Origin of the sequence: Chloroflexus sp., assembly GCF_034435895.1 — a bacterium.
In the GTDB taxonomy this organism is placed as follows: domain Bacteria; phylum Chloroflexota; class Chloroflexia; order Chloroflexales; family Chloroflexaceae; genus Chloroflexus.
In genome coordinates, this window is sequence record NZ_DAOTWH010000318.1 from 15,345 (window position 1) to 35,160 (window position 19,816).

General features: G+C 60.4%; 17 protein-coding genes and 1 pseudogene. 3 read left to right on the forward strand and 15 right to left on the reverse strand.

Annotation, left to right across the window (positions count from 1 at the left end):
• Window positions 1-39 precede the first annotated feature (39 nt).
• The 4 genes from U9R81_RS17695 to U9R81_RS17710 all read right to left on the reverse strand — a co-directional run bounded on the left by U9R81_RS17695 (window position 40) and on the right by U9R81_RS17710 (window position 5,251).
• On the reverse strand, window positions 40-1,212 hold the full coding sequence (locus tag U9R81_RS17695) for a radical SAM protein (RefSeq protein WP_322496742.1): 1,173 nt from the start codon (window positions 1,210-1,212) through the stop codon (window positions 40-42).
• A 16-nt stretch (window positions 1,213-1,228) separates the two neighbouring features.
• The gene (locus tag U9R81_RS17700) at window positions 1,229-2,761 is read right to left on the reverse strand and encodes an aldehyde dehydrogenase family protein (protein WP_322496743.1); all 1,533 of its coding nucleotides are present in this window, start codon (window positions 2,759-2,761) and stop codon (window positions 1,229-1,231) included.
• A gap of 388 nt (window positions 2,762-3,149) precedes the next feature.
• Complete coding sequence (gene add, locus U9R81_RS17705) at window positions 3,150-4,193, reverse strand: adenosine deaminase (RefSeq protein ID WP_322496744.1); 1,044 nt, start codon at window positions 4,191-4,193, stop codon at window positions 3,150-3,152.
• Window positions 4,190-5,251 carry a homoserine dehydrogenase gene (locus tag U9R81_RS17710; protein ID WP_322496745.1) on the reverse strand — a complete coding sequence of 354 codons (1,062 nt, stop codon included), beginning with the start codon at window positions 5,249-5,251 and terminating at the stop codon, window positions 4,190-4,192. The genes add and U9R81_RS17710 overlap by 4 nt, the downstream gene beginning before the upstream one ends.
• 163 nt (window positions 5,252-5,414) lie before the next feature.
• Between U9R81_RS17710 and U9R81_RS17715 the strand changes: the two genes are divergently transcribed.
• Window positions 5,415-6,872, forward strand: coding sequence for a leucyl aminopeptidase (locus U9R81_RS17715; protein WP_322496746.1), 1,458 nt, complete (start codon window positions 5,415-5,417; stop codon window positions 6,870-6,872).
• Window positions 6,873-7,181: 309 nt separating this feature from the next.
• Here U9R81_RS17715 and U9R81_RS17720 read toward each other — a convergent pair whose 3' ends face one another.
• Complete coding sequence (locus U9R81_RS17720; RefSeq protein ID WP_322496747.1) at window positions 7,182-9,374, reverse strand: ATP-binding protein; 2,193 nt, start codon at window positions 9,372-9,374, stop codon at window positions 7,182-7,184.
• A gap of 108 nt (window positions 9,375-9,482) precedes the next feature.
• Here U9R81_RS17720 and U9R81_RS17725 point away from each other — a divergent pair, with 108 nt between their 5' ends.
• Window positions 9,483-9,899, forward strand: coding sequence for a VOC family protein (locus U9R81_RS17725; protein WP_322496748.1), 417 nt, complete (start codon window positions 9,483-9,485; stop codon window positions 9,897-9,899).
• A 55-nt stretch (window positions 9,900-9,954) separates the two neighbouring features.
• Window positions 9,955-10,935: a DinB family protein gene (locus U9R81_RS17730; protein WP_322496749.1), complete on the forward strand. Its 981-nt coding sequence runs from the start codon at window positions 9,955-9,957 to the stop codon at window positions 10,933-10,935.
• A 43-nt stretch (window positions 10,936-10,978) separates the two neighbouring features.
• On the opposite strand, the gene U9R81_RS17735 is transcribed toward U9R81_RS17730, so the two are convergent.
• From U9R81_RS17735 to U9R81_RS17780, 10 genes and pseudogenes are all read right to left on the reverse strand, one after another.
• A complete protein-coding gene (locus U9R81_RS17735) occupies window positions 10,979-11,989 on the reverse strand; it encodes a rod shape-determining protein (RefSeq protein WP_322496750.1) in 1,011 nt (336 codons plus the stop codon).
• Between the two features lie 287 nt (window positions 11,990-12,276).
• On the reverse strand, window positions 12,277-12,696 hold the full coding sequence (locus U9R81_RS17740) for a F0F1 ATP synthase subunit epsilon (RefSeq protein ID WP_322496751.1): 420 nt from the start codon (window positions 12,694-12,696) through the stop codon (window positions 12,277-12,279).
• Window positions 12,697-12,765: 69 nt separating this feature from the next.
• Window positions 12,766-14,181: a F0F1 ATP synthase subunit beta gene (gene atpD / locus U9R81_RS17745; RefSeq protein WP_322496752.1), complete on the reverse strand. Its 1,416-nt coding sequence runs from the start codon at window positions 14,179-14,181 to the stop codon at window positions 12,766-12,768.
• Window positions 14,182-14,199: 18 nt separating this feature from the next.
• On the reverse strand, window positions 14,200-15,072 hold the full coding sequence (locus U9R81_RS17750; RefSeq protein ID WP_322496753.1) for a F0F1 ATP synthase subunit gamma: 873 nt from the start codon (window positions 15,070-15,072) through the stop codon (window positions 14,200-14,202).
• Window positions 15,073-15,135: 63 nt separating this feature from the next.
• The gene (gene atpA / locus U9R81_RS17755; RefSeq protein ID WP_322496754.1) at window positions 15,136-16,704 is read right to left on the reverse strand and encodes a F0F1 ATP synthase subunit alpha; all 1,569 of its coding nucleotides are present in this window, start codon (window positions 16,702-16,704) and stop codon (window positions 15,136-15,138) included.
• 57 nt (window positions 16,705-16,761) lie between these two features.
• On the reverse strand, window positions 16,762-17,235 hold the full coding sequence (gene atpH / locus U9R81_RS17760) for an ATP synthase F1 subunit delta (RefSeq protein ID WP_322496755.1): 474 nt from the start codon (window positions 17,233-17,235) through the stop codon (window positions 16,762-16,764).
• Window positions 17,236-17,279: 44 nt separating this feature from the next.
• Window positions 17,280-17,774, reverse strand: coding sequence for a F0F1 ATP synthase subunit B (locus U9R81_RS17765; RefSeq protein ID WP_322496756.1), 495 nt, complete (start codon window positions 17,772-17,774; stop codon window positions 17,280-17,282).
• 30 nt (window positions 17,775-17,804) lie between these two features.
• Window positions 17,805-18,035, reverse strand: a complete 231-nt coding sequence (gene atpE, locus U9R81_RS17770) for an ATP synthase F0 subunit C (RefSeq protein WP_012258898.1) — start codon at window positions 18,033-18,035, stop codon at window positions 17,805-17,807.
• 80 nt (window positions 18,036-18,115) lie between these two features.
• On the reverse strand, window positions 18,116-19,045 hold the full coding sequence (atpB, locus tag U9R81_RS17775; RefSeq protein ID WP_322496757.1) for a F0F1 ATP synthase subunit A: 930 nt from the start codon (window positions 19,043-19,045) through the stop codon (window positions 18,116-18,118).
• 289 nt (window positions 19,046-19,334) lie between these two features.
• Window positions 19,335-19,816, reverse strand: a pseudogene (locus tag U9R81_RS17780) (response regulator); the annotation flags it as partial.

Genomic DNA, 19,816 nt, shown 5'->3' on the forward strand with positions numbered 1-19,816 from the left:
CAGCCCAATTGTTGGGCTGCGATAGTACGCCGATGCTCGTCAATACACAAACTCTTCGATGTGGTAGATCACCACTTTTGCGCCGGGGCCGGCTACTGCGCGCGCGCCGTGCTTGAGTTCTGCGAGTTGGCGGTTGATGGCGGGTTCGGGCAACGGAGAGCTGCCATACGCCTGTAGCTGGGCAAAGTACGGGCTATCAGGGGGGACGATCAGGGGGGAAAGATAGACAATATCGTTAGGGCCAAGCGGCATTGCTGCCAGCGCCGCCAGCGAATGCTGCACATGCTCGGCGGCAAAGCGTTCGCCGCCGGCCCCGACCAGTAAGATGACGCCAACCGCGATCCCGGCGGCTTTGATCGTGCGCACCGCGTCGATCGCTTCCGCCGGCGAGCCTGGTTTGTTCAAGAGGCGAAAGACCGTCTCATCACCGCTCTCGATCCCAAGGTAGATCCGGCGCACGCCAGCGGCGGCCAGTTCGCGGTATTCGGCCAGCGTTTTGCGTTCTGCGCCAAAAATGTCGAGAAAGGCGTAAATGCCTTTGAAATCAGCATCAGGGCCAATGGTAAATTCTTCATGCACGACCTGCAACAGCTCTCGTAGGCGCGGTTGCGGGATGATCAGCGCATTGGCATCGCCGAGAAAGATCGCCATCCGCAAGCCCAAGCCGGCTCCGACCAACTCCTTCACCCGCTGAAGATGGTCGCGAAACGAGACCGGTGAATGAATGCGAAAGGCGCGGTCGCGGTAAAACGTGCAAAAGTGGCAGCGGTTCCAGCTACACCCCTCAGTTGCTTGCAACACCAGCGCGCGATACTGATCCGGCGGCAAGATGCTGATCGGCTTGTAAACGGTGCGAAACCGCTCGCGCTCAGCTTCGAGCCGCTCAACATTCCAACGCCGGATCCGTTCAAACCAGTCGCGCGCCGCCGGCGGCGCGGTGGTTTCGATCTGCTCAATCATCCGCCGGGCCTCAGCCAGCAGCTCAGCCAATACCGCGCGCCGCTCGGCATCGGCGAGCTTTCGCCGTTCTTTCTGGCCGGGGGCGAGCGCGCGCTTGCGCAAGACCTCGCCGCTGAGACCGCGCACATAGTTGGCGCCGTGGCGAAACGCCACGATCGGGCGGCCCTCGCCATCGAACGAGATAATCGTGCGCATGTTCTCGGCGATGGTGAGGTGATCGCGTTGTAGGTTAAGGGTGATGCCGGTTGTCATAGCACGCCTGTCGCGGTTACTCGGGCAACAGCGTATCCCACCACAGCCGGCCTTGCCGCCGTTGCATCAGATCGACGTGAATATGCTTCACTTCAGTATACTCGTCAAGACCGTACTGGCCCATTTCGCGGCCAAACCCGCTCTGGCGATAACCGCCGAATGGTGCGCGCGGGTTGAGCACGTGGTGCTCGTTGATCCAGACGGTACCGGCGCGGATGCGTTGGGCGACGGCCAGCGCCTGTTGCAGATCGCGTGACCACACCGAGGCGGCAAGGCCGTAGATGCTGTCGTTTGCAATCCGGATCGCATCGCCGATCTCGTCGTAGGCGAGCACGGCCAGCACCGGCCCAAAAATCTCTTCGCGGGCAATGCGCATCTCTGGCCGCACGCCGGTGAAGATGGTCGGTTCAACATAATGACCGTTGGCAAACGCTTCACCCAACGGCCTGCCGCCGCCGATCGCAACCGTTGCTCCCTCTTCGCGGCCAATCGCGATGTAGCGCTCAACCTTCTCGCGTTGCCGTTCGCTGATCAGCGGGCCAATGTCGGTCTCCAAATCCATCGGATCGCCGATCTTCATCCCGCGCACCCGCTCGACCAACCGTTCGACCACGGTGTCGTGCAAGCTACGCGGCAAAAGGAGGCGCGAACCGGCTTCGCACAGTTGGCCAGAGTGGTAAAACGCACCCCACAGCACGCCATCAATCACCAGATCGAGATCGGCGTCTGGCAACACGAGCATCGCATTCTTACCGCCCAATTCAAGCGTCACCCGTTTGATCTGCGGCGCCGCCAGCGCCATAATCTTGCGCCCAACTTCAGTGCTGCCGGTAAAGGCGACCTTATCAACCGCCGGATGGGCCGCCAGATATTCGCCGACCTCGCCGCCGGGGCCGAGCACCAGATTGATCACACCCTTCGGTAGCAGATTCAGTTCGTGAATAGTCTGGAAAATTGCAATCGTGCTGAGCGGGGCCAGCGACGAGGGCTTAAAGACGACCGTATTGCCGGTGGCCAGTGCCGGGCCGAGCTTCCACGCCGCCATGCAAAACGCATAGTTCCACGGAATAATCTGCGCGCAGACGCCGATCGGTTCGCGCCAGACAAAATTCCACGACACCGAGGGCAGATCAGTCCACGGCAGCGGCTCATACGGGTGCTTGCGCGCCATCTCGGCGCAACCGCGCAAGATTTCAAGGCCGAGGGTAATGTCATTATAGGTCGTTTTGCGCAGCGGCACACCGGCATCGCGTGATTCGACCTCGGCCAGCTCAAAGTTGCGCGCTTCGAGCGCATCAGCAATCGCATGTAAAATCTCGGCCCGGCGCGCCGGACTGGTATGCGGCCATGGCCCCTGATCAAACGCAGCGCGGGCGGCGGCAATCGCCCGATCCACATCGGCATGGGTCGCACTGGCGCAAGTGGCCAGCGGCTGGCCATTCGCCGGATCAAAGACGGTAAACGTCTGACCGTTGCTCGCCGGCTGCCAGTCGCCGTCGATGTACAGGTCATAGTGGGGCAACCCTTCCGGGGAGTGTTCGTGCCTCATTGCAAGACTCCTTTATCTGGCGGGGGTGAAAATAAAGATGCCGCTGTGCGTCATAGTGTAACACGCCGCGTCATAAAACTCAAGTAGGGCGACGCAAAGGCTTTGATCACAAAGGCGCGCAGGTTTTTTGAGGCAAATCCGCTTCCCCTCTTGTCGTTGCGAGCCGCCGGATGCAGCGAAGCAATCTCCCTTTTCCCACCTGTCATTGCGAGCCGCCGGAGGCGGTGAAGCAATCTCCCCCAAGAGCGAGAGGAATCCGCTCAGGCATCCATTCCGCCAAAGCGGGAGATTGCTTCGGGCGGGCGGCACCCAGTTGCACTGGGTACCGCCGCTCCCTCGCAATGACAGAGGAGTACGTGAACCAGAACCATACGCCGGTGGCGCGCATTCATCCACGGTGTTGCGCGGTGGTCAGCAATGCTGCCCGGCGCTCATCGTCAATGAACGCTGCCGCAAGCGCGTTGGCCTGCACGGTGCGTAATTCGGCAGCGCTCAGGCCGAGCCGGTCACGGGCTACCCGATATTCGTGTGGCAAATCGATCGCGCTGATGCCGGGGTCGTCGCTGTTGAGGGTGACGCACAGGCCGGCGCGCAATAATTGCGGCAACGGGTGCGTATCGTACCCGCTGACAGTCTGGGTTTGCACATTACTGGTCGGGCATACTTCAAGCGGAATCGCGCGTTCGGCCAGTAACTGCATCACTGCCGGATCCTCAATTGCGCGCACGCCGTGCCCGATCCGTTCCGCTCCTAGCTCTTCAATCGCTTGCCGCACGCTCCAAGCGCCCGCTGCTTCGCCGGCATGCACCGTGATCCGCAGACCGGCGGCGCGGGCACGGGCAAAATGCTCGACAAAGCGCGTGCCGGGAAAGTTGGCCTCGTCGCCGGCCAGTTCGATTCCAACTACGCCTTCACCCATCAGCGCAATGGCCGCTTCGAGTTCGCGCCAGCAGCTCTCTTCACCCATGTGACGCGACATAATGCCAATAATCTGCGCTTGTACCGGGTACCGTTTCATTCCGGCTTGCACCCCGCGACAGACCGCTGCCAAGACGCGGGTTGGGTCGAGACCGTACCGTTCACCCATAAATGCCGGCGAGCAGCGCAGTTCGATGTAGTCGATGCTCTCGCAGGCGGCATCTTCGACATTCTCTTCCGCAATGCGGGCAACGGCGTCTTCGTCAACGCAGATCAGCTTGAGCAACTCAAAGCGGGCGATAAAATCCATCACCGAGGCGGCGACGCCTTGGATTTGCGCATACGGACGCAACCCTTCGACCGTATCTGCGGGCAGGCGAATGCCGTAGGCGCGGGCTAGATCAAGGATCGTCGTCAGCCGGACATTGCCATCGAGATGGCGGTGCAAGTCGATCAACGGCAGATCGCGGGCAATCGGTTCTGGTCTGGCAGCAGGTTCGGCAAGCGGATTCATAGTTCTCGAGCGGTAGCAATAATGTCACCCAACACGCCGGCTGCCGTTACTTCAACGCCAGCCCCCGGCCCGCGCACGACCAATGGCCGGTCATGATAGCGGCGGGTAGTAAAGCTGATCAGATTATCAGGGCCGCGCAAGCTGGCCAACGGATGGTTGGCGGCGACTTCGCGCAACCCGACTTCGACGCTCTCTGGCGTAATGCGCGTGATGTACCGCAAGACGTTGCCGTTGGCGCGGGCCGCAGCCAAGCGGTTCATCACCTCTTCTTCCGCCTCGCTGAGGCGTTGGAGGAACTCGGCGACACTCACTTCAGCCAGATGGGGCGGGAAGAGCGGTTCGGCGAGTACTGCCTTAGCCGCTAGATGCTTCCCGCAGGTGCGGGCCAGAATCAACGCTTTGCGCGCCACATCAGCGCCGCTCAGGTCATCGCGTGGATCCGGCTCGGTATAGCCCAAATGGTACGCCGTGCGCACCGCGTCGGCAAAGCTGCGCCCCGCTTCCAGCTCGCTCATCAGAAAACCGAGTGTACCGCTCAGCGCCGCCTCAATGCATACGATTTCATCGCCGCTGTCGAGCAGGCTTTGCAACGTGCTGATCACCGGCAACCCGGCGCCAACGGTTGCTTCGTAGCGGGTTGCGCCCCGTTCGGTCAAGGCGGCGAAGAGATCGTACCCTTCGCACATTGGTCGTTTGTTCGCCAACACCACCCGATGTCCAGCCGAGATGGCTGCCGCCAATGGCGCGGCATGGCCATTAGCCGCCGTCACATCCACGACAACCGCCATCGCGGCGGGGAGCAGCTCGATCCAGTGCCGGTCAACGATGGCGCCGGCAAGGCTGTCAATCCCGTTGCCGGCCTCTTTCGCGGCGAGAATTTGGCGTATCTGCCCTTCACTTAGTGCCGGATCGCCGGCCATCGCGCCCCGACTGTCTACTACAGCCACATATCGTAGATCAATCCCGTACCGGCGGCGCATGGCAGGCGCTACAGCGAGAATCTGGCGTGCTAGCGCGCGCCCTACGCCGCCGAGACCGAGTTGGATGATGGGTGTCATGATTGCCCCTCTGCACTGCCTGTATGTGTTTGCCTATTCTACCATAGGCTTTGGGTGGCGTGTCGCGGCCCTTTTGCTGTTCTCTCCCTCATTTGACGCTCGGCCTGCTCCACCGTACAATACTATTCTGAAATGAATGACTTGTCACCTTTTCGAGGGTACTATGCAATGTGAAGTTCAGAGCGGCAGCCTATTCGACGCCGCAGCCGATCTTGCCGTTTTGCTGTACGCCGAAGACGAACCGCTCCCCGCTCCCGTCGCCGAACTATGCGAAGCGGGTGATGCGACCGGGCGCTGGAAGCAGCAGACGCTGCTCTATCCACGCGGCACGCTGCCGGCTCGCCGGCTGTTGCTTATCGGTATGGGCAAGCGCTCGGCCATAACTGCTGATACTGTCCGCCAAGCAGTGGCGCTGGCGGCGCAGCGGGCGCAAGATCTGAAGGTTACGACCTACTACCTCGGCTACAATGGCAATCTACCATTGGCGCCTGCGGTGTTCGGCCAAGCGTTTGCCGAAGGAAGTGTGCTCGGCTCATACCGCTATACCCGCTACAAGAGCGATCGCGAAGAGCTGCCGTCATTGACTGCTATCTTGCAGGCCGGTGCTGATGCTGAAGTTGCCGCCGCCGGCGTCCAGCGTGGTCACATCATTGCCCGCGCTACCGCGTTTGCCCGCGATCTCGCCAATGGCCCCGGCAACGAGGTTACGCCGGCCTTCCTCGGCCAGACCGCACTTGAGATGGGCGAACGCCTTGGCCTTAAGGTGATGGTGCTTGATAAGCCGCAACTTGTCGAACAGGGTTTTGGCGGCATTCTCGCTGTCGGCCAAGGTTCGGCCAACGAGCCGCGCTTTATCGTCATTGAGCATGGCGTTGCCGGCAATGGCCCCACTATCTGTCTGGTCGGGAAGGGGATAACCTTCGACACCGGCGGGATCAGCATCAAACCTGCCGAGAAGATGGACGAAATGAAGATGGATATGAGCGGCGCCGCTGCGGTGTTTGGCACGATGCAAGCCGTGGCTGAGTTGCAGGTGCCGCTCCACGTTGTCGGGATTGTCTGCGCCGCCGAAAATATGCCGAGCGGCACGGCCTATCGGCCCGGCGATATTATCCGCACCCTGAGCGGCAAGACGGTCGAGGTGCTTAATACCGACGCCGAGGGCCGGATCGTGCTCGCCGACGGTCTCTACTATGCGCAGCGCTACCAGCCTGCCGCGATTGTTGATCTCGCCACTCTGACCGGCGCCATCATGGTGGCGCTCGGCCCGCATGCGGCTGGTTTGATGGGGAACAACCAAGAACTGGCCAACCGCCTCATCGCCGCCGGCGAAGCCACTGCCGAGCGGGTCTGGCAATTGCCGCTGTGGGAAGAGTACCGCGACGCCATGAAGAGCGAGATTGCCGATCTGAAGAATACCGGTGGCCGCTATGGCGGTGCGATTACCGCCGCCGGCTTCCTCGCCGCCTTTGTCGGCGATTATCCGTGGGCGCACCTCGATATTGCCGGTACGGCATGGGTGGAAAAGCCGACCCGTGCGTATCAATCGCGTGGCGCCACCGGCACTGGCGTGCGGTTGCTGGTTGAGTGGTTGCAAGGCTATGTTGGGGCGCAGGGGTAGCGCCGGTTGTGAGGGTGGGTGAATCTTATCACCCACTCCAATCCTCCTCCAGACAGGCAATCCCCTTCCTATCTCCCCTCCTCCAGCGGGGGAGGGCCGGGGGTGGGGGCATCAGCCCGCGCAGTGGGCTTCGTAACCCAAGCCCGGCCCTCTAGGGCCGGGGCATGTGGTGCCGCAAAACTGCTCAACGCGACGGAAGCAGAGGTCGCAACGATGTTTTGAGGATAGCGATCATCCCCTTCCTATCTCCCCTCCCCCAGCGGGGGAGGGGCCATCAGCCCGCACTACTTCCCCTCCATTCCCCACTCCCTACTCCCTATCTCCCCCCTCATCGCCGGCAAGCTCGCCGCGTGGCGCTGACCAGATTGGCAAGGTAAACGAGAAGCTGCTCCCCTTTCCTACTGTGCTCTGCACCCAAATCCGGCCTCCGTGCAACTCGACTAGCAAGCGCGTAATGTACAATCCTAGCCCGACGCCACTCTTCTGGCGCGTATTGCTGTTATCCACCCGCTGAAACCGCTCAAACAGCTTTGCCTGATCTTCCGGCGCAATCCCAATCCCCTGATCACGCACCATAATCAACATCCACTGGCCGTGCGGATGGTTAGCCGGCAAATCGCCCGCTTCTGCGTAACGCACCGTCAATTGAATTTCAGTGCCTTCCGGGCTGTACTTGATGGCATTGCTCAGCAAGTTGAAGATAATTTGCTTCACCTTGTCGCGGTCGGCGAATACCGGCGGCAACGGAGGGCGCATATCGATCAGGAGTTTGTGCTGCACGAGTTGGGTGTGAAGCTGAAGGGTCAACTCCTCAATAATGTTGCCCAGCCGAACCGCCCATCGGTTCAGCTTCACCACCCCGGCCTCCAGCCGCGACACATCGAGCAGATCCTTCACCAACTTGTGCAGTCGCTCGGCTTCGTTCGAGACAGTGGTCAAAAACTCGCGCTGGCTGGTTTCATCGAGATCTTGCCGGTTCAATAAAATTTCGGTGTAGCCAAGGATCGATGTCAGCGGCGTGCGCAACTCGTGCGACACAATCCCGATAAATTCATCCTTCAGCCGGTCTGACTCGCGTTCGCGGGTACGATCACTCACCGCCCACAACCAGCCTGTCAATTGCTGCTGGCTGTCGCGGGTCGGCACCGAAAGCACGTGCAATACTTGGTAGGGTTGGCGGAGTTGCAGACTCGTCTCAAAGACTTGATCGGGCGCGCGCTGGCCAAGATCGCAAAACTCGCTCAAGCGCAGCGGATCTTCCAGCCGGGCTAGTAAATGATCAACCAAATCAATCCCGACGTAAAAGAAAGGCCGTTGCGATTGTTCCGGCAAGCGCCAGACCTGATACCACGCGGGGTTGGCGCGAATGACGCGACCGTTCAGGTCAATCAGCGCCAATCCGATGGGCAAGCTGCTAAACACTTGACTGAGATGGTATGACGTTTCATACGCGACTTGATACGCCGCAGCGCGGGCCAGCGGTCTCCCTGCTCGCTCGCGGAGCGCATCAATAAACGCGAGCACCTCTTCGTTGAAGGTGTTAGCCCGCCGGCTGTGCAGGATCAAGACCGCCAACACCTGATCATCCACAATAATGGGCGCTGCCAGCTCGGCTAGGAACGGCATACTAGAAGGCAAACCCGGCTCGCGTCCGGCATCGCGCACCAAGAGCGGGCGCTGCGTCTTGGCCGCCTGCCCGGCCAGCCCGTTATCCCAGCTCCAGCGCTGGCGCGGCATAGCTGGCAGCGCTGCGCCAGTGCGTTCGGCCTCATACCCTTCGTAGAGATGCAGCACAAGTTCGCGCCGTTCAGAATCGACCAGCGTGATCGCGCCGGCTTCCGCGCCGCTGCCTTCTAACGCCCGCCGTAAGATGATCCCCAACAACTCGTGCAAGTCGAGCGTGCGGTCAAGTTGTTCGTTGAGAGCGATGATCTTCTGGCGCAGCGAGGGCGCCAGCGTCAGGCCGAGCGGCGTCTCGCTGGCAAAGCGCGGCGTGGGTAAGCGTGGCAACCGTGTTCCTTCTTGCGCAACAGCCGCTGCTAGCTGCGGCTTGAGCGATTCGATCACTTCGCTGATCCAGCCGTCTAGCCGGCGTTGATCGTCGCTACGTAGTTCAAGAATGCCCCAGAGCCTCCCACCCCAAAAAATGGGCGCCCCTAGATATCCTGCCGAAATAACCGGCAAACGCTCAGTTTGGCGACCGTTGCCCAGCGCAATCGTTTTGGTAACAGTCTTGCCGCCGAGCGCCACGGCCCGCGTCAAGTTGTCATCCCAAGGGTAGGCCCATGACTCTAGCGAGTAGATTTGCTGGCGGGTTGCCCCCGGCCGGGCCGATTGCAGCCAACACGTCAACCGTCCGTCACGGTAACGGGTCGCAAGGCGCAACAGGCCAAAGAGACGGTGAATACGCTGCACCAGCGGCAGCTCTTCCTGCAAGATGCGGGAGGCAGCCGCGACCACGATCAGCATACTCGTTGTTGGATCATCGATCTCGTGTGTCATTGTTGTTCATTGTAGTCAACCCCGAGTGGCTGTCAATTATCTTGTGCTACGCTTGTGCTATGATATGCTATGTCCATCGGGGTACCGGTGGAAGTGGAGGAGCATACAATGTTTACTGCGGTCGATCACATTGGCCTTGTGGTGACTGATCTCGATGCGGCGATCGATTTTTACCGCACCGCCTTCGATATTACGGAATGGGAACGGATCGAGCTGCCTGAGCGCCATGCTGCGATTGGAGTGGCCCGGTTTGGCGATGTGTTGATCGAGTTGATTGCGCCGACCAGCGATCAAGCCAGTTTTGCCCGCTTCTTGCGCGAGAAGGGGCCGGGGATGCACCATATTGCCTATCGCGTCGATGATATCAATGCCGCGCTGGCCACCCTCCAAGCACGAGGCATTCCACTGATCGACCGCGAGCCGCGTCCCGGCATCCACGATACGCTCGTGGCCTTTGTCCATCCGAAGGCAGGCGGTCAAGGGGTGTTGGTTGAGCTAGTGCAGCATCATTCGCCCCATGCGTAAGCGGGCATCTTGCCCCGTAATGGCACATGTATCTTGAGACGATCGGAGTAGACGTATGACAACCAACGACGCAGATGATCGCCGCCTATTGGTGAGCATGAGCGTGGGCCAGACGGCCTATGCGGTGTGGGCCAAACAGGCGCGGCGTGAGCGCTTCTTCAACATTGCCCGTCTGCTCGAAGCCTCGGCGGCGGTCAAACGGGTGCGCGCCGAACAGGCGATGCGTCGATTGGGTGAAGTGGCGCAGACGCTGACTAATATCAATCGCGCGCTGGCCGGCCTCGAACCAGAAGCTGTGGCGACTGGGCCAGTGACTGGTACCAGCGCCTTTCAGCGCGAACTCCTCGAGCGAGCTGCACGCGCGCTGGCTGCTGGCCGTGATCTCACCTATACCGAGCTCGGCGACCTCTTTGTGTGCAGTACGTGTGGCCGGCTGATGGAAGGCGATCCGCCGGCATTCTGCCCGGAATGCGGCACTGTGCGCGAGGGTTTCCTCGAATTCCGGATTGTTGATGGTATGGGCACGCTGGGGCCGCACGCGATTGTGCGCCGGCTTGAGCAAGGCTTGAAAACGGTGCAAACGCTGGTGGCCGGTCTTAGCGAAGAACAATTGGCTATGCCAGTCAACGGTTTTCCGGCCTTCAAGGATCTGATCGGCCATCTCACCGATATGGATATTGTCTTCCGCGAGCGAGCTTGGATGATCTTGGAAACAAACCAACCCAAGTTGTCGTCAGCGCATCCGCCGACGCTACGGAGCGCGGTGAAATACCGCACGATACCAATCGACGAGTTGCTCGAGCACTATGCCACCAGCCGCCAGCAGACGTTAGGCTTGCTGCGCGGCCTCACCCAAGCGGCATGGCAGCGGATCGGCCATCACGAAAGCTACGGGCCGGTGCCGCTTTTGCATCAGGGGAATTGGGTCGTTGCGCACGAGCAGGGGCATCTGATCGAGTTAGCGCAAATGCGCCATAACATGTTGTACGGGCATAACCGCGTCATCGATATCGCGCAAGAAATATTACGCCCGTAATGCTGCACGGCGTGCGGCTCCAACAGCCGCACGCCGTCCCTCATCACGTTAGATCCAACCCGCTCAGGCTGTCGTACAGCACATCAAGGTTTTCCAACGCCAAACCGGTGCCGATCGCCACGCACGATGCCGGCTGGTCGGCCACGTAGCAGGGCACGCCCGTCACCTCAGTCAACAGGTCATTGATCCGGTGCAGCATTGAACCGCCGCCGGTCATCACCATGCCCTTGTCGATAATGTCCGAGCTGAGTTCCGGCGGTGTTTCGACCAGCACTGCGCGCACCGCATTGACAATCGCCTCCAGCGGTTCTTGGATCGCCTCGGTAATCTCGTTGCTATCAACTTGGATCGTGCGCGGCAACCCGGTCACTTGATCGCGCCCGCGCACCTGCGTCACCAGCGGTTTATCGAGCGGCAACGCCGAGCCGATCTCGATCTTCACCGCTTCGGCGGTGCGTTCGCCGATGAGCACATTGTATTTCCGCTTGATGTACGAGGCAATTGCCTCATCGAACCGGTTGCCGCCGACCCGCACCGAGGTGCTTACCACAATGTCGTTGAGCGAGATTACGGCCACTTCAGTCGTGCCGCCGCCGATGTCGATCACCAGATTGCCCGATGGTTGCGCAATCGGGATATTGGCGCCAATCGCGGCGGCTAACGGCTCACGGATCAGGTAGGCCTTGCCAGCCCCCGCCTCAAGGGCTGCGTAGCGCACGGCCCGCATCTCGACGCTGGTGGCGCCAGCGGGAATACAGATCATCACTTCAGGTCGCGAGAAGCGAAATCGCCCAGCCGCGCGCCCAATAAAGTGGCGGAGCATCTCTTCCGTCACCACATAATCGGCGATCACGCCGTTGCGCATCGGGCGCACCACCTCGATGCTCTCTGGTTCGCGGCCTAACATTGCCATCGCTTCGGCGCCGACGGCGCGCACGCGCCCGTCGCGGGTGCTCAGCGCCACCGCCGATGGTTCGGAAAGGACGATGCCTTTGCCTTTGACATACACTAAGACATTGGCTGTGCCAAGATCAATCCCGATTTTGCGGGCCATAGGTGTTCCTGCTGATAAATGCCGGAAACAGCAGCGTATGTTGCCATTTCAACGTAGTCGTGATGCGTCAGAGTTTCGTATGCCACTGGGCGGGTGCTTAATACCCCCAGTCATCTTCGCTGAGCGCAGCATGATTGGTTCCCATTGGCAGAAAAGCCGCCTCAACATAATCGCGGCGTATTATAACAAATGATGAGGGATGCTGGCAATTGACAAAAGGGACACAGCACTGCTGTATCCCTTTGCGTTGACCGTCTTTGCGTTCCGCGCTGCACACCGGTAGGTGATTACGATTGGCGCCGTTTGATCTTGTTGAGTTGGGCCACGCGCAGACGCGCCATCTCTTTGCGCAGTTTGGCTTCGGCCAGCGCCATATCGCGCTCGCTCTGCGCCTCACGCCGGCGCGCTTCCGCTTCGGCCCGCGCCTGCTCGGCCCGCGCTTCGTCGATCTCATCGGCCCGCTCGACCGTATCGGCGAGAATGGTCACCCGGTGCGGCAACACCTCCATAAACCCGCCCGATACGGCAAACGGCGTGCGCTCGCCATTCTTGATGATATCGAGCTCACCCGGTTCGAGGATCGTCATCAGCGGAGCGTGGCGCGGCAGAATACCAACCCGGCCGTCTTTGGTCGGTGCGCTGATCATGTCAACGTCATCCGACAAGATGACCCGCTCGGCGGTGACAATCTCTAAATGGATGGGCATGGACTGCTCCTTCTGCCTGCCATAGACCAACGCCGGCGGCAACGGCTGGCCCGCGCCGCCGGCTCGGTCTTACTTCTGGCTCGCCTGATACGCGGCCAGCACGTCGTCGAAATCGCCCTGCATGTAGAAGAACGACTCAGGAATGTGATCGCCTTCGCCTCTGAGCAGACGGGCAAAGCTCTCGACCGTCTTCTTCACCGGCACATACTTGCCGGGCCGGCCGGTGAACTGTTGCGCCACCGTGAACGGCTGCGAGAAGAACAGCTCAATCTTGCGCGCGCGCTGCACGGTCAGCTTGTCCTCGTCGCTCAGCTCTTCCATACCGAGAATGGCGATAATGTCCTTGAGGTCTTTGTAGCGCTGCAACACGCGCTTCACCTCTTGCGCCACCCGGTAATGCTCCTCACCGACGATGTTCGGGTCGAGAATGCGCGAGGTTGATGCCAGCGGATCGACCGCCGGGAAGATCGCGCGCTCGGCGATGCTGCGTTCGAGCGAGATTGTCGCGTCGAGGTGGCTAAACACGGTCGCCGGCGCCGGGTCGGTGTAGTCGTCTGCCGGCACGTACACCGCCTGCATCGACGTAATCGAACCGCGCTTGGTCGAGGTAATCCGCTCTTGTAGTTCACCCATCTCGGTGCCGAGCGTCGGCTGATACCCTACCTGCGACGGCATACGGCCAAGCAGTGACGACACCTCGGAACCGGCCTGCACGAAGCGGAAGATGTTGTCGATAAAGAGCAGAATGTCACGCCCCTCATCGCGGAAGTACTCGGCCATTGTCAGCGCAGTCAAGCCGACGCGCAGACGTGCTCCCGGCGGCTCGTTCATCTGGCCGAAGACCATCACCGTCTTGTCAAACACGGTGGTGTTCTCGTCGATGCGGGCCTCGCGCATTTCGTGAATCAGGTCATTCCCCTCACGCGAGCGCTCACCCACCCCGGCGAAGACCGAGAAGCCCGACTGCTCTTTGGCGATATTGGCAATCAGTTCTTGAATCACCACCGTCTTGCCCACGCCGGCGCCGCCGAAGATCGCGGTCTTGCCACCACGGGTAAACGGCGCGATCAGGTCGATCACCTTAATCCCAGTCTCAAAAATCTGGGCTTGGGTGTTCTGTTCCTCAAAGCTGGGCGGATCGCGGTGGATCGGGCGGCGCTCCACTTCGGGGCCAATCGGCGCCATCCCATCGATCGGGTCACCCAACACATTAAACACGCGGCCCAATGTCGCCGGGCCAACCGGCACTGCAATCGCGCGACCGGTATCGATAATCTCGAGCCCGCGCCGCAGGCCATCGGTCGAACCCATCGCGACCGCCTTCACCACGCCATTGCCGAGCTGCTGCTGCACCTCGCAGACGAGGCGGCCGCCGTTTTCCAGCGGAATCTCAATTGCGTTATAGATCTCCGGCACCTGATCTTCCGGGAACTTGGCCTGGATGACGACGCCGATAATCTCTTGAATAACCCCCTTTGCCGGCATCGGCTCCTCCTCTTAGCATTAACTGGCGAGGGCAGCGGCGCCCGAAGCGATCTCGCTGACCTCTTTCGTAATAGCGGCTTGCCGCGCCTTGTTGAATGAAAGTGTCAGGTCGCGCACCAGATCCTTCGCGTTATTGGTCGCGTTGCGCATCGCCACCATCCGCGCGCTATGCTCGCTGGCAATGCTCTCAAGCACCGCCTGATAGATCTGGGTCTCGACATACCGCGGCAGAATGCTATTCAATACCTCTTCTTCACCCGGTTCGTATGTATAATCGACGTTGGTGGTCGTTGAGATATCGGGGCTTTCTACCGGCAATAACTGCTTAATCGCCGGTCGCTGCACCAGCGTATTAATGAACTCGCTATAAATGATATAGAGTTCGTCGTATTTACCCGCTTGGAAACCGCTAATGGCGCTGATCGCCACACCGAGGATCGCCTCAAGCTTGGGTGCATCGCCGAGGCGTGTAGCTTCGCCGGCGGGCGCAAAACCCGTGCGCAGGAAGAAATCGCGCCCTTTGCGGCCAAAGGTGTAAATATCGACCGTGCGGCCCATCGCGCGCTGCTCGGTGATAAAGCGCCCAGCGCGGCGCAAAACGTTGGCGACAAGGCTGCCGCAGAGACCGCGATCAGGCGTCACCACCAACAACGCCACACTCTTAATCGTTTCGCGCTTTTCGAGCAGCGTGCCGCGGCGCGCTGCGCCTACCACCCGCGCCGTCAAATTGGCCATCACCTCCCGCATGCGGTCGGCATACGGGCGAGTAGCTAACACATTCCGTTGGGCGCGCCGCATCTTCGAGGCCGATACCATCTCCATCGCCCGCGTAATTTGGGCGACGTTCTTCACTGACCGGATGCGGCGCTTAATCTCGCGACTACTCGGCATATCGAACCCTTTGCAGTCATGCGACCGGCGAGCGGGCCTGCGCCCGCCCGCCGGTGGAGCCTGCTAGCTATAATTGCTGGTTGCCTTAAACTCCTTAATCGCCGACTCCAGCGCCGATTTTACTTCCGGCGTGGGGAACTTGCGATCAAGGCGATTGTCGTAGATCAGCTTCCGCACCTCTGGATGGGCGGTGCGCAGGAAGGCCAGAAAATCGTCACGCCACTTGGTAATCATCGCCACCGGCACATCGTCGAGGTAGTTGTTGGTGGCCGCATAGAGCACCGCGACCTGATCCTCGACTGCCAGCGGCTGGTACTGCGGCTGCTTCAGCAGCTCTTGCAGGCGCTGGCCACGCTCGATCTGCGCCTTGGTGGTCGCATCGAGGTCGCTGGCAAACTGGGCAAAGGCAGCCAGATCGCGGAACTGGGCCAACTCGCCCTTCAGCTTGCCGGCCACTGCGCGCATTGCCCGCGTCTGTGCCGCGCCACCCACGCGCGACACCGAAATACCGACGTTGAGCGCCGGGCGCTGACCGGCATTAAACAGGTCAGACTCCAGATAGATCTGGCCGTCGGTAATCGAAATCACGTTGGTCGGGATGTAAGCCGACACGTCATTGGCCTGCGTCTCGATCACCGGCAGCGCGGTCAGCGAGCCGCCGCCGTATTCATCGCTGAGGCGGGCCGCGCGCTCGAGCAAGCGCGAGTGCAGGTAGAACACGTCACCGGGGTACGCTTCGCGGCCCGGCGGGCGGCGCAGCAAGAGCGACACCTGCCGGTAGGCGACGGCGTGCTTGCTCAGGTCGTCATAGACGATCAGGGCATCGCGCACCAATTGCCCATTGAGCATCACGCCATTCTCCATAATCTCTTCACCCATCGCGCAGCCGGCGTAGGGCGCAATATACTGGAGAGCGGCGCTTTCCGAGGCGGTCGCCGACACGACGATCGTGTACTCCATCGCGCCATACTTTTCAAGGGTGCCGACCACCTGCGCCACCTGCGCGCGGCGCTGGCCGATCGCAACATAGATACACACCATCCCTTGGCCCTTCTGGTTGAGGATGGTATCAATTGCGACGGCTGTCTTGCCGGTCTGGCGGTCGCCGATGATCAACTCGCGCTGGCCGCGCCCGATCGGAATCAGGGCGTCAATCGCGATAATACCGGTTTGCACCGGCGTATCAACCGACTTGCGGGTGATCACACCGGGGGCGATGCGCTCAATCGGGCGAGTCTTTTCGTACAAGATCGGCCCCTTGCCATCGATCGGCTGGCCGAGCGGGTTCACGACGCGGCCCAGCAGCCCCTGCCCAACCGGGACGGAAATCACGCGCCCGGTCGAGGTTACCATATCCCCTTCCTCGATCGTCTCGTCATCGCCGAGAATAATCGCGGCGACGCTATCTTGTTCGAGGTTCAGGGCAATGCCATAAATCGATTCATTCCGGCCGGCCTTGGGCGGGAACTCAACAATCTCAGAGGCGACGACCTGATCAAGGCCGGACAGCCGCGCGACGCCGTCACCGACGGCAATCACCGTTCCGACATTGACCTGACGCGGCTGAAGGTCGACGCCGCTGGTGATCCCCTGCTTCAGCCGGGCGATCAATTCTTCAGTAATCGTCGTCATGCTTTACTCCGTCGCGCTGGCGGACGGCGACACCGGGCCAGCGAGCTGAGTGCTACTTTAACTTGCCTGCAATACGCGCTGAATGGCGCTGAGGCGGGCACGCAGGCTATTATCAAGTACCTGATCGCCAATCCTGATAATCAACCCGCCAATCAGCGTCGGATCAACATAATACGTCACGTGGACATCACCGTAGCGCTGACGCAACTCGCTCGCAATGTGCTCTTTCTGCTCACTGCTCAGCTCGATCGCGCTGGTCACACTCGCGTCGATTACGCGGCTGCCGGCCTCGAGATAGCTCTGCAAGGCGGTCGCCACAGCGCCCAACTCGCCAGTCAGCCCCTCTTTGGCCATTGCGAGCAAGAAATTGCGCACTTGGGGCAGTAGATCGGCCGGCAGAGCCGCCGCAGCATCGCTCGGCCCAAGGCCGGCGATCCGCGGCGCCGCGGCCCGAATCTGCTCGGCGGCGGTGGTGAGCAGCGCTTCCACGAGCGGGCTGGCCAGCTCCCGTGCATCAATGGTCGTTGCCATACGCTCTGTTTCCTCTGGCAGACTAGCGGCGCCAGTCTGCGACGTTAATTGCGGCGATCAAGCGCCTTCAGTGACTCGGCAATCAACGCATCGTGGCCGCGGGCCTGCAATTCGGCGCCGAGCACGCGGCTCGCCGTCAATGTGACCAGATCAGCGATCTGAGACTTGACTTCGCTCATCATCCGCGCGCGCTCTTGCTCGGCCTGCGCACGGGCCTCTTCCTTCAGGCGCTCAGCCTCCCGGCGCGCCTGCGCAATGATCTCAGCCTCCTGCTGCTTGGCCCGCTCTTGCGCCTGCGCCACGATCTTGGCCGCCTCTTGCCGCGCCTTCGCCAGCTCAGCCTCGTAATCGCGCTTGGCGTTGGCCAACTGCTCGCGCACCTTCTCAGCATCGCGGACGCTCTCTTCGATCCGCTTGGTGCGCTCATTCAGCAGGTTCATTACCGGCCGGTACAGCAGCGCGCGCAGAATGAAGATCAGCAACAGAAAGTTGATCAGTTGCGCGAGAAATAGGGTCAGGTTAATACCTAATGCTTCCACCCTGCAAACCTCCCGTAAACGCGCAATGCTCTACTGCAACACGCCGAAACCGATCAAGAACGCAATCACCAGACCGAAGATGGCAAGCGCTTCGGTAAATGCGATACCGATGAACATGTAGGTGACGACCCGGTTCTCGATTTCAGGATTGCGGCCAATCGCCTGCACCGCACCCGACACGATGATGCCAATGCCAACACCCGGCCCAATAGCGCCCAGACCAACGGCGAGCGCGGTTGCGACGAGATTCAGACCCTCCATGATTGAGATGCCTCCTTAAAGCAGACTCTGCAAGAATACCTTACACCCAAACAATCGCGGAGTATTCCGCGCGAACCCGATCAATGTGCATGCTCCTCGTCGTGGCCGGTCACGGCAATGTTGAGGAAGGCGTAGGTCAGCAGCGCGAAGATCAACGCTTGGATAAACCCGACGAACACCTCGAAGCCGTAGAAGGGAAGTGGCAGTAACAGCGGCACGAGGAAGGCCATCACCACCAGCAGCACCTCGCCGGCGAAGATATTGCCGAAAAGACGGAAGGCCAGCGCGAAGGGTTTCACCAGCTCAGAGATAAACTCGATGATGCCGACGAACGACATAATGCCGTTCGTGTTGAAGAATTTCTTCAAATAGCCCGGCCCAAGGGCGCGGAAGCCCCAGTACTCGATGAAGACGAACGAGATGACCGCAATGGCAAAGGTGAAGTTGAGGTCAGCCGCCGGCGCGCGGAAGAGCGGCACCAGCTTCTTGCCCTGCGCGGCGCAGGTATCATACACTTCTTCGCTCTCGGCTGCCAGCACGCTAGCCGGGCCAGCGATTGCCAACCGCTCTTCGATGACTACGCCATGCTTCTCTTTTTTCTCGTGGCAGACGCCAATCGATCCCACCCCCGGCAACAAACCGAACCAGTTGCCAAACAGCACGAAGAGGAAGATCGTCGCTACCAATGGGAACGCAGTTGCAACATACTTCGCGTTAATGTTGCGGAAGAGGTTGTACAGCGTTTCGAGGATAAACTCCATCACATTCTGCACTCCGCGCGGCACCATCTGCAAGTTGCGGGTGGCAGCGAACGCGAGCGCAATCACAAAAATGTCAATAATGATGGTGACAACGAACGAGTTGGTGATGGGAAAACCGGGAATGCCGTCAAAGATAACTTCGGCTGCGACTTCGACGTGCGGTGGGCCGGTGTAGAGGAAAAAGCGGCTAGCAATCGAAATGATGAGCGCCCCTACAATGATTAGAATGTTTCGAGTCCGCGTTGACAACGCCTACCTCCTGCTCGACAACGTCGGGCATTGCTCAGCGCCCTGTCCTGTGCGCGCTGCAGCCCGGAGCGCGAACGTCCACTTTTTTGTTCCGTCTTTCACAATCAGTATAACGCACCTCGCAAAATTTCGCAAACAACCTGCGTAGAGATTGTTACGGTTTTGCGAAGCCGTCGCGAGTATACCATAGCTATGCGGTATGGGCAAACGGCGAGGAAGGGGGCAAGGGCGCAGTGCAGTCGTCGTAGGGGCGAGAGGGGCATAGCAACGCTATGCCCCTCACCCATCCCTACGACGACCGCGCCAACACATCACGCAATTCGCGAATGGCGCGTTTGGCATTCACCCACACGGCGCCGATCTTCGAGCTAGCAACCCGCTTGTTGAAGACCAAGACCAGCAAAAACCGCTGCGCCACATCGAAGCAATAGAGATCGATGTTGACGCCTTCGTGGATATAGACGCTGGTCGCATCTTCCTCACGCAATTGGCGCGCCACTTCGCCAGTCGTCGAGAACCCGGTTGAGAGCAGCGGCAAGACAATCATCATCGGCAGGTTGCCTTTGTCGCCGGTCTCGACGAGGATCATCCCGGCTCGATCAGTGAGCATAATGCTCTGCGTACCGAGATCTTGGCCTAATTGGCTCATGACGCTGCGGATTGCGGCAATATTTTGCTCGGTGACGATCAGGTTCCGGCCATCGCTGCGCCAAGTGAGCGGCGACTCAGCCGCGACGGGGGTGGGCGCCGGGGCGGACGGTGTGCTGGCCC

Coding starts and splice junctions, on each gene's coding strand:
- add (WP_322496744.1), bottom strand. CDS start 4,193: ATGAATCCGCTTGCCGAACCTGCTGCCAGACCAGAACCGATTGCCCGC.
- atpA (WP_322496754.1), bottom strand. CDS start 16,704: ATGACGACGATTACTGAAGAATTGATCGCCCGGCTGAAGCAGGGGATC.
- U9R81_RS17725 (WP_322496748.1), top strand. CDS start 9,483: ATGTTTACTGCGGTCGATCACATTGGCCTTGTGGTGACTGATCTCGAT.
- U9R81_RS17700 (WP_322496743.1), bottom strand. CDS start 2,761: ATGAGGCACGAACACTCCCCGGAAGGGTTGCCCCACTATGACCTGTAC.
- U9R81_RS17695 (WP_322496742.1), bottom strand. CDS start 1,212: ATGACAACCGGCATCACCCTTAACCTACAACGCGATCACCTCACCATC.
- U9R81_RS17735 (WP_322496750.1), bottom strand. CDS start 11,989: ATGGCCCGCAAAATCGGGATTGATCTTGGCACAGCCAATGTCTTAGTG.
- U9R81_RS17750 (WP_322496753.1), bottom strand. CDS start 15,072: ATGCCGAGTAGTCGCGAGATTAAGCGCCGCATCCGGTCAGTGAAGAAC.
- U9R81_RS17730 (WP_322496749.1), top strand. CDS start 9,955: ATGACAACCAACGACGCAGATGATCGCCGCCTATTGGTGAGCATGAGC.
- U9R81_RS17715 (WP_322496746.1), top strand. CDS start 5,415: ATGCAATGTGAAGTTCAGAGCGGCAGCCTATTCGACGCCGCAGCCGAT.
- U9R81_RS17720 (WP_322496747.1), bottom strand. CDS start 9,374: ATGACACACGAGATCGATGATCCAACAACGAGTATGCTGATCGTGGTC.
- U9R81_RS17740 (WP_322496751.1), bottom strand. CDS start 12,696: ATGCCCATCCATTTAGAGATTGTCACCGCCGAGCGGGTCATCTTGTCG.
- U9R81_RS17710 (WP_322496745.1), bottom strand. CDS start 5,251: ATGACACCCATCATCCAACTCGGTCTCGGCGGCGTAGGGCGCGCGCTA.
- atpH (WP_322496755.1), bottom strand. CDS start 17,235: ATGGCAACGACCATTGATGCACGGGAGCTGGCCAGCCCGCTCGTGGAA.
- atpE (WP_012258898.1), bottom strand. CDS start 18,035: ATGGAGGGTCTGAATCTCGTCGCAACCGCGCTCGCCGTTGGTCTGGGC.
- atpD (WP_322496752.1), bottom strand. CDS start 14,181: ATGCCGGCAAAGGGGGTTATTCAAGAGATTATCGGCGTCGTCATCCAG.